The sequence below is a fragment of the Herbaspirillum sp. YR522 genome (genome assembly GCF_000282575.1).
GTDB lineage: Bacteria > Pseudomonadota > Gammaproteobacteria > Burkholderiales > Burkholderiaceae_D > Herbaspirillum.
In genome coordinates this window covers 1-13,869 of record NZ_AKJA01000022.1, presented here as the reverse complement: position 1 = coordinate 13,869, position 13,869 = coordinate 1, and the positions used below count along the sequence as shown (strand labels likewise).

The 13,869-nt window shown below is 64.3% G+C and carries 17 protein-coding genes; 7 read left to right on the top strand and 10 right to left on the bottom strand.

Annotation, left to right across the window (positions count from 1 at the left end; translation table 11 throughout):
- Positions 1-29: 29 nt before the first annotated feature.
- Positions 30-770, bottom strand: coding sequence for a 3-ketoacyl-ACP reductase (locus PMI40_RS04305; RefSeq protein WP_008112499.1), 741 nt, complete (start codon positions 768-770; stop codon positions 30-32).
- Between the two features lie 118 nt (positions 771-888).
- A complete protein-coding gene (phaC, locus tag PMI40_RS04300) occupies positions 889-2,703 on the bottom strand; it encodes a class I poly(R)-hydroxyalkanoic acid synthase (RefSeq protein ID WP_008112498.1) in 1,815 nt (604 codons plus the stop codon).
- A gap of 57 nt (positions 2,704-2,760) precedes the next feature.
- On the opposite strand from phaC, the gene PMI40_RS04295 reads away from it, so the two are divergent.
- Positions 2,761-3,078: a hypothetical protein gene (locus PMI40_RS04295; protein WP_008112497.1), complete on the top strand. Its 318-nt coding sequence runs from the start codon at positions 2,761-2,763 to the stop codon at positions 3,076-3,078.
- Positions 3,079-3,116: 38 nt separating this feature from the next.
- On the opposite strand, the gene PMI40_RS04290 is transcribed toward PMI40_RS04295, so the two are convergent.
- Together PMI40_RS04290 and PMI40_RS04285 are read right to left on the bottom strand one after the other, a co-directional pair.
- Positions 3,117-3,407 (bottom strand): hypothetical protein, encoded by a 291-nt coding sequence (locus PMI40_RS04290; RefSeq protein ID WP_008112496.1) that lies wholly within the window; start codon positions 3,405-3,407, stop codon positions 3,117-3,119.
- Entirely contained in the window at positions 3,404-4,177 is a 774-nt protein-coding gene (locus tag PMI40_RS04285; RefSeq protein ID WP_008112495.1) for a sulfite exporter TauE/SafE family protein, read from the bottom strand. Before PMI40_RS04285 ends, PMI40_RS04290 begins: the two co-directional genes overlap by 4 nt.
- 134 nt (positions 4,178-4,311) lie before the next feature.
- Here PMI40_RS04285 and PMI40_RS04280 point away from each other — a divergent pair, with 134 nt between their 5' ends.
- Entirely contained in the window at positions 4,312-5,232 is a 921-nt protein-coding gene (locus PMI40_RS04280) for a LysR family transcriptional regulator (RefSeq protein WP_008112494.1), read from the top strand.
- On the opposite strand, the gene pgeF is transcribed toward PMI40_RS04280, so the two are convergent.
- A complete protein-coding gene (gene pgeF / locus PMI40_RS04275) occupies positions 5,225-5,968 on the bottom strand; it encodes a peptidoglycan editing factor PgeF (RefSeq protein WP_008112493.1) in 744 nt (247 codons plus the stop codon). The genes PMI40_RS04280 and pgeF overlap by 8 nt on opposite strands.
- Before the next feature lie 10 nt (positions 5,969-5,978).
- The gene (locus PMI40_RS04270) at positions 5,979-7,100 is read right to left on the bottom strand and encodes an RluA family pseudouridine synthase (protein ID WP_008112492.1); all 1,122 of its coding nucleotides are present in this window, start codon (positions 7,098-7,100) and stop codon (positions 5,979-5,981) included.
- Between the two features lie 126 nt (positions 7,101-7,226).
- Between PMI40_RS04270 and PMI40_RS04265 the strand changes: the two genes are divergently transcribed.
- Positions 7,227-8,027, top strand: a complete 801-nt coding sequence (locus tag PMI40_RS04265) for an outer membrane protein assembly factor BamD (RefSeq protein WP_040501657.1) — start codon at positions 7,227-7,229, stop codon at positions 8,025-8,027.
- Positions 8,028-8,113: 86 nt separating this feature from the next.
- On the opposite strand, the gene yaaA is transcribed toward PMI40_RS04265, so the two are convergent.
- A complete protein-coding gene (yaaA, locus tag PMI40_RS04260) occupies positions 8,114-8,890 on the bottom strand; it encodes a peroxide stress protein YaaA (protein ID WP_008112490.1) in 777 nt (258 codons plus the stop codon).
- 107 nt (positions 8,891-8,997) lie between these two features.
- On the opposite strand from yaaA, the gene PMI40_RS04255 reads away from it, so the two are divergent.
- From PMI40_RS04255 to PMI40_RS04240, 4 genes are all read left to right on the top strand, one after another.
- Positions 8,998-9,390 (top strand): hypothetical protein, encoded by a 393-nt coding sequence (locus tag PMI40_RS04255; RefSeq protein ID WP_238540888.1) that lies wholly within the window; start codon positions 8,998-9,000, stop codon positions 9,388-9,390.
- Between the two features lie 27 nt (positions 9,391-9,417).
- Positions 9,418-9,906, top strand: coding sequence for a putative toxin-antitoxin system toxin component, PIN family (locus tag PMI40_RS04250; protein WP_008112486.1), 489 nt, complete (start codon positions 9,418-9,420; stop codon positions 9,904-9,906).
- A gap of 99 nt (positions 9,907-10,005) precedes the next feature.
- Positions 10,006-11,160: a pyridoxal phosphate-dependent aminotransferase gene (locus PMI40_RS04245; protein ID WP_008112484.1), complete on the top strand. Its 1,155-nt coding sequence runs from the start codon at positions 10,006-10,008 to the stop codon at positions 11,158-11,160.
- Between the two features lie 17 nt (positions 11,161-11,177).
- Positions 11,178-11,870 (top strand): glutathione binding-like protein, encoded by a 693-nt coding sequence (locus PMI40_RS04240; protein ID WP_008112482.1) that lies wholly within the window; start codon positions 11,178-11,180, stop codon positions 11,868-11,870.
- A gap of 20 nt (positions 11,871-11,890) precedes the next feature.
- Here the strand turns inward: PMI40_RS04240 and PMI40_RS04235 are convergent, their stop codons facing one another.
- The 3 genes from PMI40_RS04235 to PMI40_RS04225 all read right to left on the bottom strand — a co-directional run.
- A complete protein-coding gene (locus PMI40_RS04235) occupies positions 11,891-12,346 on the bottom strand; it encodes a MaoC family dehydratase (RefSeq protein WP_008112480.1) in 456 nt (151 codons plus the stop codon).
- 71 nt (positions 12,347-12,417) lie between these two features.
- Positions 12,418-13,446, bottom strand: a complete 1,029-nt coding sequence (locus PMI40_RS04230; RefSeq protein WP_008112479.1) for a diguanylate cyclase — start codon at positions 13,444-13,446, stop codon at positions 12,418-12,420.
- A gap of 11 nt (positions 13,447-13,457) precedes the next feature.
- Positions 13,458-13,869: chemotaxis protein CheB (locus tag PMI40_RS04225; protein WP_008112478.1), on the bottom strand; the 412-nt coding region annotated here is incomplete at its 5' end.

Below are 13,869 nucleotides of genomic sequence, written 5' to 3'. Positions count from 1 at the left end.
GCTGGCAAGGCCGGCGGCCCCCAGCCGGATCAACCCATGTACAGGCCGCCGTTGAGCGAGAAGTCGGACCCGGTGGCGTAGCCACCTTCGGAGGATGCGATCCAGGCCACGATGGAGGCGATCTCCTCGGGTTCGGCCAGGCGCTTGACCGGGATGCCGGCGACGATCTTCTCGAGCACCTCGGGACGGATCGCGCGCACCATGTCGGTGCCGACATAACCTGGCGAGACCGTATTGACGGTCACGCCCTTGGTCGCCACTTCCTGGGCCAGCGCCATGGTGAAGCCATGGATGCCGGCCTTGGCGGTCGAATAGTTGGTCTGGCCGAACTGGCCCTTCTGGCCATTGACCGACGAGATATTGATGATGCGCCCGAAGCCGCGCTCGATCATGCCCTCGATGACCTGCTTGGTCACGTTGAACAGCGAATTGAGGTTGGTGTCGATGACCGCGTCCCAATCGGCCTTGGACATCTTGCGGAACTGGCCGTCGCGGGTGATGCCGGCATTATTGACCAGCACGTCGATCTCGCCGATTTCGTTGCGGACCTTCTCGAAGGCGGCGCGGGTCGATTCCCAGTCCGAGACGTTGCCTTCGGATGCGTGGATGTCGTAGCCCTGCTCGCGCATGGCCGCCAGCCATTTGTCCTTGCGCGACGAATTGGGGCCGCAACCGGCCACGACCGTATAGCCGTCCTTGCACAGACGGGTGCAGATGGCCGAACCGATGCCGCCCATTCCTCCGGTCACATATGCGATACGCTTGCTCATTGTGCTGCCTCCTGATGTGGATGTTGATTACGTGATGCCGCCCTGTCTCGCACCGCCCTATGCATCGATTTTCATTCACGCCGGCTTCTGCGGCCGGCTGCAACCGCCAGGGGCGCGATCACGCCACCTGTTCGGCCTTGACCTTGACGTAGCGCCCGGGAGCGGGCTCGATCGCCCGGTACGTGGGCGAGCCCGGCTGCTTGGGTGCGGCCACCTTGCGGCCTGCGTGCTGGGCCAGGAAACCGGCCCACTCCCCCCACCAGCTGCCGGGATGTTCCCGAGCACCGGCCAGCCAGGCGTCGGCATCGGCCGCCTTTTTGTCGTTGACCCAGTAATTGCGCTTGTTCTTCGAGGCCGGGTTGATCACGCCGGCGATGTGACCCGAGGCGCCCAGCACGAAACGGTTGTTGCCCGGCTTGCCGGCATTGACCAGCGCCATGGACGCATAGGCCGACTTCCACGGCACGATGTGGTCGTCGCGCGATGCGTAGATGAAGGCCGGCGCGACAATGCGCCGCAGGTCGATCTTCTCGCCGGCCACCGTCAGCCGGCCAGCATCCTTGAGCGCGTTCTCGAGATACATGTGACGCAGGTAATAGCAAAACATCGGCCCGGGCAGGTTGGTGCTGTCGGCATTCCAGTACAGCAGGTCGAACGCGGTCGGCGGCTCGCCCTTGAGATAATTGGATTCGACGTAGTTCCACAGCAGGTCATTGGGGCGCAGGCTGGAGAAGGCACTCGAGAAGTCGCGCCCGGCCATCAGGCCACGCTTGCCGATCATCTGCTCGCGCAGGCGCAACTGCATGTCGTCGATATAGACATCGATGGCGCCGGTGTCGGCGAAGTCGAGGAAGGTGGTCAGCAAGGTCAGGCTGGCGATCGGCTGTTCGCCACGGGCCGCCAGCAGGGCCAGCGCGCACGACAGCAGCGTGCCGCCCACGCAGAAACCGAGGGCGTTGATGCGGGGCTGCTTGCTGACTTCCTGGACCACGTGGATCGCCTTGACCACGGCGTCGTCGATGTATTGATCCCAGGTCGCCGATTCCATCGAGGCATCGGCGTTGCGCCACGACACCAGAAACACCGTATGCCCCTGCTCCACCGCATAGCGCACCAGCGAATTGTGCGGCTGCAGGTCGAGGATGTAGAACTTGTTGATGCAGGGCGGCACGATCAGCAGCGGTACCGCATGCACCGTCCTGGTCAGCGGCTGGTACTGGATCAGCTGGAACAGTTCGTTCTCGAAGATGATCGCGCCAGCGCTGGCGCCGACATCGCGGCCGACTTCGAAGGCGGTCTCGTCGGTCTGCGAGACATGCCCCTTCTGCAGGTCGGCCAGCAATTGTGCAATGCCCTTGGTCAGGCTCTCGCCGCGGGTCTCGATGAGCTTTTGCTGCGCCACCGGATTGGTCGCCAGGAAGTTCGCCGGCGACATCGCGTCGATCATTTGCTGCACCGCAAAACGCACCCGGTGGCGCACCTTTTGCGTGCCCTTGACGGCATCGGCCAGCGCCACAAGGAAGCGGGCGTTGAGCTGGTAGGCCCCCGCTTGGAACGCGAAGTACGGGTGTTCCTGCCAGGCCGGGCCGGCCAGCCGCCGATCGGTGATCGATGGCGTGCGCGCGGCCATGATGTCCTGCCACAGCGCGCCGAACTGCCGGGCGTAGTCCTGCTGTAGCGCCAGCAGCTCAGCCGGCTCGATGCTGGCGCCATGCTCGGCCAGCTGGCGCGCCAGCGCCGCGCCGTCGAGCGCACCGCCGCCAGCGAAGTTCGGCCACGGCTGCTGGCCCGACGGCGCGGCGGGCTTGGGCTGGAACTGCGATTGGAATTGGGCTTGCAGGGAGGTCCAGTACTTCGGATCGGCCATCTGGGTCAACCATGCCGGGACATCGGGGGCGGCTTGCTGCGGATTCTGCTGACTTTGCTGTTTCATGCTGGGGTCTGCACTTTTGGCGTATCTTTACGATTTTGTCTCGACGCCATCTCCACCATGTACATCATTGCAATCGCATGGCTTTACGTCGTCTTCATGATGTCGATCACTGAACAATCGGCGGTCGCCGGCGTGGCCACCTTCCTGCTGTACGGTGTATTTCCCTTGACCATCGTTTTATACCTGATGGGTACACCGCAACGCAAGCGGAATCGACAAAGGATGGCAAAGACGAGGGCCGCGCCCAAGGAGAAACCGGCAGACACAGCCGTTGGAAAATGCGAGTCGAATATTGACGAGAGCGCCGTGGAAGTTAGGTCCTGCGATCTATCCACGATGGTGCGCAAGCCCGGCGAGCAGTCGCCGCCGAATTGAACAAAGCGCCCACGGCCGCGCTTGGCTTGCGCATTGCATCATGTCCGCCGGGCATGGTTGGCATGCCCGCGCGGCAATCTCCCCACATGTCGATAGCACAACTTCAGGGCTGCGAGCATGTCCTGCAACACCAGGCTACCGCGCCATGGCGGCGAGACATAGACCATGGTGACGGTCACGTGATTTTCGATTAACTGCCCGTCGAGCATGCCGATCATGCATCCCTGCGCGTAGGCGTACACCTGAACCTCGTTGCAGGGCAGCAGCCGAGGTCCGTCGATGTCCCAGGCACGCGGCGTGGATGGATTCATGCCTGCTGGCGCACTCATGTCCGCCACACTCCCTGCAGCACCAGATGCAACCCCAGCAGCAGCATCCCGGCAAAGAAGCAGCGACGGAACACCGGCGCCGGCACGCGGGCCCGTAGCCAACCGCCGATGCCCATGCCCAGCAGTGCCGGCAGCAGCACCACCAGCGACGCGCCGGCCACGCCCGAGCCCAGCAGGCCTGCCTGCCCCAGGTTGACCGCCAGGGCCAGGGTGGACACGGTAAAGGACAAGCCCAACGCCTGGATCAATTGCTCGCGCTCCAAGTCGAGCGCCTGCAGGTAAGGCACCGCCGGTATCACGAATACGCCGGTGGCGGCGGTGACCAGTCCGGTCAGCAGACCCGCCAGCGGCGAGCACCAACGCTCCTGGGCGGGCGTGACCGACCAGTTCAACGATGCCAGGCCGGCCAGTGCAACCATCACCAGCGCCGCCCCCAGCGCCATGCCGGCACGATGGCCGCCGTCGACCGACATCCAGCCATGGCCCACCAGCGTACCCAGCACCACGCCGGCGAGCATGCGCCACAGGCGCCGCGCCAGCACCATGAAGGCGCCGCCAGCCAGCAGTTGCCAGACATTGGTCACCATCGATGGCACGATCAACAGCGCCGCGGCCTGCACCGGCGACATCACCAGGCTCAGCAAACCTACCGCCACCGTCGGCAGACCCAGCCCGATGACACCCTTGACCAGCCCGGCCAGCAGGAACACCGCCAGGCTGACGGCCAGCTGGGTACCGCTCAAACCCATGAATGAAAGCATTTCCGGCATCCGGACCACCCTGCCCTGTTGGTTGACGACGCGATGAAAGCAGTCTGCCAGCCCGGCCGCGGCCTGAAAATGTGGAATACACTTAGCCAGCCTTCGGGTTTTCCGAAGCCTGATCGCCTCGCCCAAGGAGCGCCATGACCCATCGTTTCGACCTGTCCGACCTGCGGCTCTTCCTGCATGTCGTGGAAAGCGGCAGCATCACCGCCGGTGCGTCGCGCGCCCACATGGCGTTGGCCTCGGCCAGCCAGCGCATCCGCAATATGGAAGACGCCCTGGGCACTGCCTTGCTGGAACGCAACCGGCGCGGCATCTGCACCACCGACGCCGGACGGGCGCTGGCGCATCACGCGCGCATGCTGGGCCAGCAGATGGACCAGTTGCGCGACGAGCTGGGCCAATACGCGCACGGTCTCAAGGGCCGTATCCGCCTGCTGTGCAATACCTCGGCCATGACCGAGTTCCTGCCCCAGGCATTGGCGGCGTTCCTGGGCGCACATCCGCATACCGACATCGAGCTGGAGGAAAAACTCAGTTATGAAGTGGTGCAGGCCATCAGCGAAGGCGCCGCCGATGTCGGCATCATCGCCGACTCCACCGACAGCGGACCGCTGCAGACATTCGCCTTCCGCCAGGACAACCTAGTAGCAGTGCTGCCGGCGCGCCATGCGCTGGGGCGCCGCAGGTCGCTCTGGTTCAAGGACCTGCTGCAACAGGACTTCGTCGGCCTGTCAGGCGACAGCGCCCTGCAACAGCACCTGGCCGGTCACGCCACCCGTGCCGGGCGACCATTGCAATATCGGGTACGGCTACGCAGCTTCGACGGCATCTGCCGCATGGTCGAGCAGCGCGTGGGCGTGGCCGTGATCCCCGAGACTGCCGCGCGTGCCGCTGCCGAGCGGCTGCAGATCAGGCTGGTGGCGCTGGCCGATCCATGGGCCAAGCGGCAGTTGCAAATCTGCGTGCGCGCGCTGGAAGGCCTGCCCAGCCATACCCGGGCGCTGATACAGGTGCTACGCGAATTCAAGGAAGACGATAGTCGCCGCAGGCCTATTTGAGCCAGACCAGCGAAGCGATGCGGCCGGTGGTCTGGTCGCGCCGATAGGAATAGAAACGCTCATCGCTGACGGTGCACAGTCCGCCGCCGCTGATGTCGTCGACCCCGGCGCTGCGCAGTCGCAGCCGCCCCAGGTGGTAGATATCTGCCAGGTACTTGCCGGCTTGCCGGCGCGCCGTGAAAGCTTGCAGCGCGGCCGGGTCATGCCGTGCAAACGTATCGCGCACCTCGGCCCCCACTTCGAACTGCGCCGCGCCGATGGCAGGCCCCAGCCATGCCATGATGCGCCCGGCCCCGCGCGCGCGCATGGCGGCCACGGTCTGTTCCAGCACCCCTGCGGCCAGCCCGCGCCAGCCAGCGTGGGCCGCGCCCACCACGGTGCCGGCCGCGTCGCACAGCAGCACCGGCAGGCAGTCGGCGGTCATCATCACGCACACCGCGCCGCGCCGGTCACTGATGCAGCCGTCGCCTTGGGCGCCGGCAGTCACGCTGGCGGCATCGCACACGGTCGTGCCATGTACCTGTGTCAGCCAGGCGGGCTCCTGCGGCAGCAGTCGCGCCAGGCGCGCCCGGTTGGCCGCCACCAGCGCCGGGTCGTCGCCCACGTGATTGCCCAGGTTCAGCCCGGGGCCACCGGCGCCATCGTCATACGGCGCCGGACTGAAGCCTCCGGCGCGCGTGGTGGCGAACGCCCCCACATTGGGCGGCGCCGGCCATTCGGGCATCAGCAGTTGCATATGCGTTGTCTCAATAGTCGTCGTCGGCGTCGCCGGCGACCGGGTCCGGGTCGTCCGTCATCTCGGGAATCACCGCCAACGCCGGATCGATGCCGGCCCGTTGCAGCAGTTCGACGATATCGGCCGGCAGCGGCGCGGCCCATTGCCGGAACTTGCCGCTGGCGGGATGCACCACGCCCAGGCGAGCCGCTTGCAGCGCCTGGCGCGGGAACACCGGGATCAGGTGATGCTTGCCGTACAGCGCATCGCCCACCAGCGCAAAGCCGAGCGAAGCCAGGTGGACCCGGATCTGGTGCGTGCGCCCGGTCTCCAGGCGACAGTGAAGCAGGCTTACCGGCTTGCGATCGATGAGCCCGGTGGCCAGCTTGCGGTAGTGGGTCACCGCGGTCTTGGCGTACATGCTCTCGGAGACCGCCATCTTGATGCGGTCGCGCGGATGGCGCGCCATGGGTGCATCGACCGTGCCGCTCAACTGCGGCGTGCCCCATACCAGCGCCAGGTATTGGCGCTTCATCGTGCGCGCCTGCAACTGGCGCACCAGGTCGGTCTGGGCCGCGAGGGTCTTGGCCACCACCATCAGGCCGCTGGTTTCCTTGTCCAGCCGGTGCACGATGCCGGCGCGCGGCACCTGCGCCAGTGCCGGGCAATGGTGCAGCAGCCCATTGAGCAGCGTGCCGCTCCAGTTGCCGGCGGCCGGATGCACCACCAGGCCGGCCGGCTTGTCGAGCACGATGATCGCCTTGTCCTCGTGCAGGATATCGAGCGCCATCGGCTCCGGTTCGTACGGGTGGTCCTGGGGCGCGGCCTGGGGGGCGATCTCGATCTGCTCGTCGCCCAGCATGGTGGTCTTGATCTTGGCGGTGGCGCCGTCGACGGTGACGTGGCCGGCCTCGATCCATTGCTGTATACGGTTACGGGAAAACTCGGGGATCAGCCCCGAGAGCACCTTGTCCAGGCGCTGCCCGATGGCATCATCGGTCAGTCGCAACGAAATCGGGGCCAAGGCGGCGGCATCATCGAGCGCCTCGTCGCCATCATCGACCTCATCGGCCTCGTCGATCTCGAGGGGGGCCTGCAAACCTGGTTTTACAGGCTCGTCATTTGCAATCTGGGGGGGTTTCTTACGTGACATCAGCTATAATCGCCGGATTGGGCGGGTTGGATTGGGTAACCTTTGCAGCCAGCTCAGACAGGCGCTTCGTCGCTGGCACGCCTTTACGGACACGCAATCAGACACGCACACTGAGTCATGCAAAACATGCAAAACATCTTATTCAAATTCATCACCGTCGCCTTCGCCCTGTCGCTTGCTGCTTGCGGCCTGCTGCCGGAGCAGAAGGACGAGACCGTCGGCTGGTCGGCCGGCAAATTATACTCGGAAGCCAAGGACGAACTGAACGCAGGTGGCTACGACAAGGCAATCAAGTACTTCGAGAAGCTCGAATCGCGTTATCCGTTCGGCACCTACGCCCAGCAGGCGCAGATGGATGTCGCCTACGCCTACTATCGCCAGAACGACCAGGCGCAGGGCCTGGCCGCTGCCGACCGCTTCATCAAGCTGCACCCCAACCATCCCAACGTCGACTATATGTATTACCTGCGCGGCCTGATCAACTTCAACGACCGCACCAGCATCTTCGACACCTTCACCGACCAGGACAACACCGAGCGCGACCCCAAGGCCATGCGTGACGCCTTCGATTCGTTCAAGCTGCTGGCGGAGCGCTTTCCCGAGAGCAAGTACACGCCGGACGCCATCGCGCGCATGAAGTACCTGGTCAATGCCATGTCACAGTACGACGTGCACGTGGCCAACTACTACTTCCGTCGCGGCGCCTATGTATCGGCCGCCAACCGTGCCCAGGCCGCCATCAAGCAATACCCCGACTCGCCGGCCAACGAAGAAGCGCTGTTCATCCTGATGCGCTCCTACGAGGCGCTGGGCCAGCAACAGCTGCGCGATGACACCGAACGCGTGATCAAGGCGACTTATCCCAACAGTTCGTGGTACACCGGCGGCCCCAAGAAAAAGGCCGGTCCCTGGTGGAAGGTCTGGTAACGCTCGCTTACCGCAGGCACTAACAAGAAACCCTCGCAGTGTGAACTACGAGGGTTTTTTATCGACCTGCCAGCGTCGCCTACGCCTTATTGCGCCACCCGCCGCCGGAACACCCAGCTGCTTTCGCTGGAGGCCTCCTCGGCGAAGGCATAGCCGTCCAGGTCGAAGCCCTTGAGCTGTTGCGGCTGGTTGATCTCGTTGAGGGCCGCGTAACGCGCCATCAGCCCACGCGCGCGCTTGGCGTAGAACGAGATGATCTTGTATTTGCCGCCCTTCCAGTCCTCGAACACCGGCGCGATCACCTGCGCCTTGAGCAGCTTGGGCCGCACCACCTTGAAATATTCTTCCGAGGCCAGGTTGACCAGCACCGGCGCCTTCTGCTGGGCCAGCTCGACATTGAGCGCCTGCGTGAGCTCATCGCCCCAGAACGCGTACAGGTCGCGGCCATGCGGATTGGCCAACCGGGTACCCATTTCCAGGCGGTAAGGCTGCATCAGGTCCAACGGGCGCAGCATGCCATACAGCCCCGACAGGATGCGCACGTGGCCCTGGATGTAGTCGAGTTGCCTGCCATCGAGCGACGCCGCATCCAGACCTTCGTAGACGTCGCCATTGAAGGCCAGCACCGCCTGCTTGGCGTTCCTGGTGGTGAACTTGCGCGACCACGCCGCATAGCGCCCGGCGTTGAGCACCGCCAGCGGATCGGAAATGCTCATCAGGCTGCCGATCTCGGCCGGCGACAGCTTCTTGAGAATGTCGATCAGCTCGGCCGAGCGCGGCAAGAACGCAGGCGTGGTGTGCAAATCGGTAGTAGGCGCACTGTCGTAATCGAGCGACTTGGCGGGAGACAGAACAATCAGCATGGGAGTATCTTGGTCATCGGTTCTACGCAATGGCGGCCATCATACAGAAAGCCCGGCACTCGCGTGCGGCTCAAGTGGGCGCGCCGACTTGCCGTTAATCAATCGAGATGCCCGGCATCGATCCGACAGCACTTGCCGCCGGTCCCGCGGTCTATGACTTAGTCAGACACAAAACCTTATCACTACCACAACAAGGCAAGGAGGCGACCATGAAACGCGACAAGGCCCTGATGGGCGACATTCTCAAGACCCTGGCCACGTTCGGCACTACCTATGGCGATGTCGAGAAGATCCAGGGCGAACTTGCCGGCAAGCAAGCCCCAGAACTGATCCTGCATCATTTGCGCCTGCTCAATGACCGGCGCCTGGTGGCGGTCGACATGCATAATTTCTGGCGCCTGACCGATCAAGGGTATGATGCGCTCGAAACCGGCGGCGACTTGTTCCAATGGCAAGATGAGCCGCCGCCAACCAACGCCAACGCCGGCATCGATAACTGACAGCGGCGTCAATCCAGCCAGGACAACATGAGCCACGACCAGGCAAGCTCCACGCCCCTGCCCCCCACCCGCCAGCGCCTGGTACTCGACACCAACGTCTGCCTCGACCTGTTCGTGTTTCGCGACCCCCGCTGGCAAGCGCTGCTGCAGGCGCTCAACGACGGCAGCGTGCAGGCCTTTACCCGCGACGATTGCCGCAGCGAATGGCTGGCGGTGCTTGACTATCCGCACCTGGCGGCGCTGGCCAGCGACCGCCAGGCCATCTGCGACGAATTCGACCGCCTGCTGCATTGCCTGCCGGTACAACCGGTCAATACCTTCGGCCTGCCCATCTGCAGCGACCGCGACGACCAGAAGTTCCTGGAACTGGCGCTGCAATGCCAGGCCCATGTACTGGTGAGCAAGGACCGCGCGGTGCTCAAGCTGGGCCGGCGTACCACCAAGCGCGGCATGTTTGCCATCGTGCAACCGCAGCACTGGCGCGCCGATGCCTTCGTCGACCGCCCCGCTGCCTAGCACGCCCGGTCATATGCCCATGGCCCCGCCGCAATCATCGATACGGTCGATTCCAGCTAAAATAACGGCCTCGTAAAACCAACCAGGCCCTCTGCTGCAATGAGCACCAACATCGTCACCAAATTGCCTAACGTCGGCACTACCATCTTCACCGTCATGTCGGCGCTGGCATCCGAAAAAGGCGCGGTCAACCTGGGCCAGGGCTTTCCCGATTTCAACTGCGACCGGGCGCTGGTGCAGGCGGTCACCAATGCCATGCAAGACGGCCTGAACCAGTATCCGCCGATGGCCGGCGTGCCCTTGCTGCGCGAAGCCATCGCCGCCAAGCTCGAGCACCTGTATGGTCATCGCTATGATGCGGCCAGCGAGATCACCGTCACCGCCGGCGCCACCCAGGGCATCCTGACCTCGGTGCTGTGCGCGGTGCATGCCGGCGACGAAGTGATCGTGATCGAACCGGTCTATGACTGCTATGTGCCGGCCATCGAACTGGCAGGCGGCATCCCGGTGTTCGTGCAGATGACGGTGGGCGAGCGCGGCTACGGCATCGACTGGGGCAAGGTGGCCGCCGCCGTCACCCCGAAGACCCGCATGATCATGGTCAATACCCCGCACAATCCGACCGGCACCGTATTCGATGCCAGCGACGTGGCGGCGCTGGCCGATATCGTGCGCGGCACCGATATCCTGGTGCTGTCCGACGAAGTCTACGAGCACATGGTCTACGACGGCGCGCAGCACCAGTCGCTGGCGCGCCATCCGGAGCTGGTCAAGCGCAGCTTCATCAATTCGAGTTTCGGCAAGACCTATCACGTCACCGGCTGGAAGGTCGGCTTCGTGGCTGCGCCGGCGGCCATGACCGCGGAATTCCGCAAGGTCCACCAGTTCAATGTCTTCACCGTCAATACCCCGGTGCAGTATGGCCTGGCCGCCTACATGAAGGACCCGGCGCCCTACCTGGACCTGTCGGCCTTCTACCAGCAAAAACGCGACCTGTTCCGCCAGGGCCTAGCCGGCACCCGCTTCGAGCTGCTGCCCTCCGAAGGCACCTACTTCCAATGCGTCAGGTACGATCGCATCTCGTCGCTGTCCGAGGCCGACTTCTGCAAGTGGCTCACCACCGAGATCGGCGTGGCCGCCATTCCGGTCTCGGCCTTCTACAACACACCCAAGGAATCCGGCATCGTGCGCTTCTGCTTCGCCAAGAAGGATGAAACCTTGCGCCTGGCGCTGGACCGGCTGGCCGCCCTCTAACCGTGAAAGGCAATTCCATGATCGACGTCTACAGCTGGGCCACGCCCAACGGCCACAAGGTTCACATCATGCTGGAGGAATGTGGCCTGCCCTATACCGCCCACGCCATCGATATCGGCGCCGGCGACCAGTTCACCCCCGAATTCCTGAAGATCTCGCCCAATAACAAGATCCCGGCCATCGTCGACCCCGACGGCCCGGATGGCCAGCCGATCTCGCTGTTCGAATCCGGCGCGATCCTGATCTACCTGGCAGGCAAGACCGGGCGCCTGCTGGGCCATACCGATGTCCAGAAATATGAAGTGCTGCAGTGGGTGATGTTCCAGATGGGCGGCCTGGGACCGATGCTGGGCCAGGCCCATCACTTCCGTCTGTACGCCCCCGAGCAGATCGAGTACGCCGTCAATCGCTACAGCAACGAAGCCAAGCGGCTGTACCAGGTGATGGACAAGCAACTGGGCCGGCACGCCTACCTGGCCGGCGACGAATACACCATCGCCGATATCGCCTGCTTCCCCTGGACCCGTTCGCACAAGAACCAGGGCATCGACCTGGCCGACTACCCCAACGTCGCGCGCTGGTTCGACGCCATCAACGCGCGTGCGGCGGTGCAGCGCGGCGTGGCGGTATTGGCCGACAAGCGCAAGCCGCTGCACGACGACCGTGCACGCGAACTGCTATTTGGCAACAGCCAGTACGCCAAGCGCTGAGCGCTGCCCGGTGCGCCGCATCAGTAGCGGCGCACCAGGAACTCGGCCACGCACACCGGTTTGTCGCCGCCTTCCCGTTCCAGCGTGATCTCCCACACCAGTTGCGCGCCGCCGGCAATGGTCTGCACCGATTGCAGCACCACGATCCCGCGCACCCGGCTGCCGACCGGCAGCGGCGCAGGAAACCGTACCCGGTTCAGACCATAGTTGAGCAGCATCTTGACCTGCGCCCCGAGGTCGATGGTGCCGGCCAGTATCTGCGGCAGCAAGGCCAGCGTCAGGAAACCATGCGCCACGGTGCCGCCGGTGGGCAGCTCGCGCCGCGCGCGTTCGACATCCACGTGTATCCACTGGTGGTCGCCGGTGGCATCGGCAAAACGGTCGACCTGCTGCTGGGTGATGGCGATCCATTGGCTGACCGCCACCTGCTGTCCGGCCAGGGCCTCGAGTTGTTCCAGTGTCGTGATCTCGCGCATGGCGCCCTATCGTTGGTGGTTGGTCAGGCTGGACTGCCGGCGCAGGCCGCCGGCGTGCGCATGACGACCCATCATGCACTGAGCTCCCATACCACGCGGTTGCGCCCCTGCTGCTTGGCCTGGTACAGGCACTGGTCGGCCATTTCGATCAATTCCTTGGCATCCTGGTCTTCGCCGGGCACCACGCACGCCGCGCCCACGCTCACGGTCAGCCACTGGCTGGCGGTCGATCGGACATGCGGCAACTGCTGGGCCAGGATCAGCTCGCAGATCCTGGCGCCGATGCCATGGGCGCCGCCAATGTCGGTGCGCGGCAGGATCATGGCGAACTCCTCGCCGCCAAACCGCGCCGACAGGTCGGCCGGACGCATCACGCTGCCGTCGAGCACCTGCGCGACGCGCTTGAGCACGGCGTCGCCGGCCACATGGCCATAGTTGTCGTTATAGAGCTTGAAGAAGTCGACATCGATCAGCAGCAGCGACAACTCCAGTTTTTCGCGCCGTGCCCGCTTCCATTCGGCGCTCAGGTAGTCATCGAAATAGCGGCGGTTGGCGATACCGGTCAAGCCATCGGTATTGGTCAGGCGCTGCAGTTCGAAGTTGCTCTTCTGCAGTTGCTGCTGGCTTTCGCGCAAGGCCCGGTAGGCTGCATCGCGTTGCAATACGTTGATGTAGGAGCGCGAATGGTAGCGGATGCGCGCCACCAGTTCGATGACGTCGGGCAGCTTGACCATGTAGTCGTTGGCGCCGCTGGTGAAGGCGTCGCGCTTGACGGTGGCATCCTCCTTGCTCGACAGTACGATGATGGGCACATCGACCAGCACCGGGCTTGCGCGATACTGGCGTACCAGCGTGAGGCCATCGGCTCCCGGCATCACCAGGTCTTGCAGGATCACCGTAGGCCGGGTGCGCTCGGCCACCGCCAGCGCCTCCTCGGCCTTGGTGCAGAAATGGAAGTCGATATTCTTTTCGTTGAGCAAGGCGCGCCGGATGGCCTCGCCCACCATGGCCTGGTCGTCCACCAGCAGCACCATGATCTTGTATTCGTCCGCCGACAGCGCCATGCTGCCGTTCTGGATATCGGTATGCACCGAAATCATTTTCTGTTCCTTCAACTGAATGTGGCCAGCAGGCCCTGCAACCGCGCTGCAATGCCTGAAACGGGCAGCACCTCGACGGCGGCATCGAGCGCCACCGCCGCCTTGGGCATGCCATAGACCGCACAGCTGGCCTGATCCTGTGCAATCGTGTGTGATCCGTGCTCGCGCATGGCCTTGAGACCGGCGGCGCCGTCGCGCCCCATCCCGGTCAGCAATATGCCCACCGCCGGCGCCTGCCAATACTTGACCACGCTATGAAAAAACATGTCCACCGACGGCCGGTAGACGTCCGACGCGGCGCCAGCCATGTAGCCCAGCACGCCGCCGCCCCGGAATACCAGGTGCTTGTTGTCGCCCGCCAGCAGTACCTGCCCGGCCTGCGGCAGGTCGCCTTCGCCGGCCAGCCGCACCGGCAGGGGGGGG

Coding starts and splice junctions, on each gene's coding strand:
- PMI40_RS04305 (WP_008112499.1), bottom strand. CDS start 770: ATGAGCAAGCGTATCGCATATGTGACCGGAGGAATGGGCGGCATCGGT.
- phaC (WP_008112498.1), bottom strand. CDS start 2,703: ATGAAACAGCAAAGTCAGCAGAATCCGCAGCAAGCCGCCCCCGATGTC.
- PMI40_RS04295 (WP_008112497.1), top strand. CDS start 2,761: ATGTACATCATTGCAATCGCATGGCTTTACGTCGTCTTCATGATGTCG.
- PMI40_RS04290 (WP_008112496.1), bottom strand. CDS start 3,407: ATGAGTGCGCCAGCAGGCATGAATCCATCCACGCCGCGTGCCTGGGAC.
- PMI40_RS04285 (WP_008112495.1), bottom strand. CDS start 4,177: ATGCCGGAAATGCTTTCATTCATGGGTTTGAGCGGTACCCAGCTGGCC.
- PMI40_RS04280 (WP_008112494.1), top strand. CDS start 4,312: ATGACCCATCGTTTCGACCTGTCCGACCTGCGGCTCTTCCTGCATGTC.
- pgeF (WP_008112493.1), bottom strand. CDS start 5,968: ATGCAACTGCTGATGCCCGAATGGCCGGCGCCGCCCAATGTGGGGGCG.
- PMI40_RS04270 (WP_008112492.1), bottom strand. CDS start 7,100: ATGTCACGTAAGAAACCCCCCCAGATTGCAAATGACGAGCCTGTAAAA.
- PMI40_RS04265 (WP_040501657.1), top strand. CDS start 7,227: ATGCAAAACATCTTATTCAAATTCATCACCGTCGCCTTCGCCCTGTCG.
- yaaA (WP_008112490.1), bottom strand. CDS start 8,890: ATGCTGATTGTTCTGTCTCCCGCCAAGTCGCTCGATTACGACAGTGCG.
- PMI40_RS04255 (WP_238540888.1), top strand. CDS start 8,998: ATGCCCGGCATCGATCCGACAGCACTTGCCGCCGGTCCCGCGGTCTAT.
- PMI40_RS04250 (WP_008112486.1), top strand. CDS start 9,418: ATGAGCCACGACCAGGCAAGCTCCACGCCCCTGCCCCCCACCCGCCAG.
- PMI40_RS04245 (WP_008112484.1), top strand. CDS start 10,006: ATGAGCACCAACATCGTCACCAAATTGCCTAACGTCGGCACTACCATC.
- PMI40_RS04240 (WP_008112482.1), top strand. CDS start 11,178: ATGATCGACGTCTACAGCTGGGCCACGCCCAACGGCCACAAGGTTCAC.
- PMI40_RS04235 (WP_008112480.1), bottom strand. CDS start 12,346: ATGCGCGAGATCACGACACTGGAACAACTCGAGGCCCTGGCCGGACAG.
- PMI40_RS04230 (WP_008112479.1), bottom strand. CDS start 13,446: ATGATTTCGGTGCATACCGATATCCAGAACGGCAGCATGGCGCTGTCG.